Source organism: Rickettsia endosymbiont of Proechinophthirus fluctus, assembly GCF_001602635.1.
GTDB classification, from domain to species: domain Bacteria; phylum Pseudomonadota; class Alphaproteobacteria; order Rickettsiales; family Rickettsiaceae; genus Rickettsia; species Rickettsia rickettsii.
Map to the genome: position 1 here is coordinate 422,502 of NZ_LECS01000004.1, position 1,517 is coordinate 424,018.

Genomic DNA, 1,517 nt, shown 5'->3' on the forward strand with positions numbered 1-1,517 from the left:
TTGCCGATAAGCGTATTTATCCGGCTATTGATATCACTAGATCAGGAACTAGAAAAGAAGATTTATTAGTAGATAAAATAATATTAAATAAAATGTGGGTCCTTCGTCGTATTATCGATCCAATGGGTAGCAGTGAAGCAATAGAATTTTTACTCAAAAAACTTGAAAATACTAAAACTAACGGTGAGTTTTTTGAGATGATGAAGAGTCCTGAACGTCCTAAAAACGGTCTATAGTCAATTGATACCTATATTGTGCTTCGTTGTGCGTCGGCCTCACCTTATTATATTATAGGCTTCGCTCCTCACGCCTGTCCACAGGTATAGGTCTGCATTTAGTATTCTAAAACAGTATATAAGATTATGAGTATAACACCTGATTATTTAATTGAAAGAAGACAAATAAAATCTCGTTTGTTAATTTGGAAGCTAGCAGCTATTATTTTAATTGCGATCGTATTCTTACTAGTCGGTAAAGATTTTGCTCCAAAAGAGATGTTACCTATTAATAGTAATGAAGACTATATAGCTTCCGTATTAATAGACGAAATAATTCTTGAAGACGAAAAGCGTGACAAAAAACTCAAAAAAATAATCGATGATTCTCATATTAAAGCATTAATAGTTAACGTCAATTCTCCCGGTGGTACGGTAGTCGGCGCTGAAAAAATTTATAATATTTTGCGTAAAATATCCGCAAAAAAGCCGGTAGTGATAGTTATGGGAACAATGGCTGCAAGCGGCGGTTATTTAATCTCTCTTGGAGGTGATTATATTATCAGCCATAACGGAACTATTACGGGTTCAATCGGTGTAATACTACAAACAGCCGAGGTAACGGAACTTGCTCAAAAATTGGGGATTAAGTTTAATAATTTCAAATCAGGTGAATTAAAAGCTGTCCCAAATCCTACCGAAAAACTGACGGAAGCAGTGCGGGTAGCCATTATGGACAATATAGAAGATACTTATAATTTCTTCCTTGAACTTGTTTCAGAGAGGCGTAATCTTCCTATAGAAGAAGTAAAAAAGCTCGCAGACGGACGAGTATATTCAGGCCGTCAGGCTTTAAAGTTAAAGCTTGTGGATGCTATAGGCTCGGAAGATACTGCATTAAAATGGTTACAGGAAGTTCAGAAAATTAATGTTAATCTACTAGTTAAAGATTATCAATTAAAACCAAAACCAAAATTAATGGACATAATATTTGAAGATTTTGATAGTATAGCACCTAGTTTTTTTAAAAATAGTTTTAACGGAATCAAAGCGATTTTTTAATAATGATTACTAAGAATTATTTAATAGATAAAATACATGATAAGCTGAATTATCTTTCTAAAGAAGATGTTAAAGATTCAGTAGATTTAATTTTAGATTATTTAAACGAATCTCTTAAACAACAAAAGCGTATCGAAATCAGAAATTTCGGTAATTTCTCTATCCGCAAACGCAAATTTCCTGAAAGCGAAAAATTCTATAATACGGTTTATTACAGAATGCCTAAAAATTTATTTAAGG

At 32.8% G+C, this 1,517-nt stretch carries 2 protein-coding genes and 1 pseudogene; all 3 read left to right on the forward strand.

All coding sequences use genetic code 11. The features are described from left to right. Positions 1–236, forward strand: a pseudogene (locus tag BG75_RS09860) (transcription termination factor Rho); the annotation flags it as partial. Between the two features lie 126 nt (positions 237–362). After that, positions 363–1,277 carry a signal peptide peptidase SppA gene (gene sppA, locus BG75_RS04050; RefSeq protein WP_062811535.1) on the forward strand — a complete coding sequence of 305 codons (915 nt, stop codon included), beginning with the start codon at positions 363–365 and terminating at the stop codon, positions 1,275–1,277. Positions 1,278–1,279: 2 nt separating this feature from the next. Beyond that, on the forward strand, positions 1,280–1,517 hold a 238-nt coding region (locus BG75_RS04055), incomplete at its 3' end, for an HU family DNA-binding protein (RefSeq protein ID WP_062811536.1).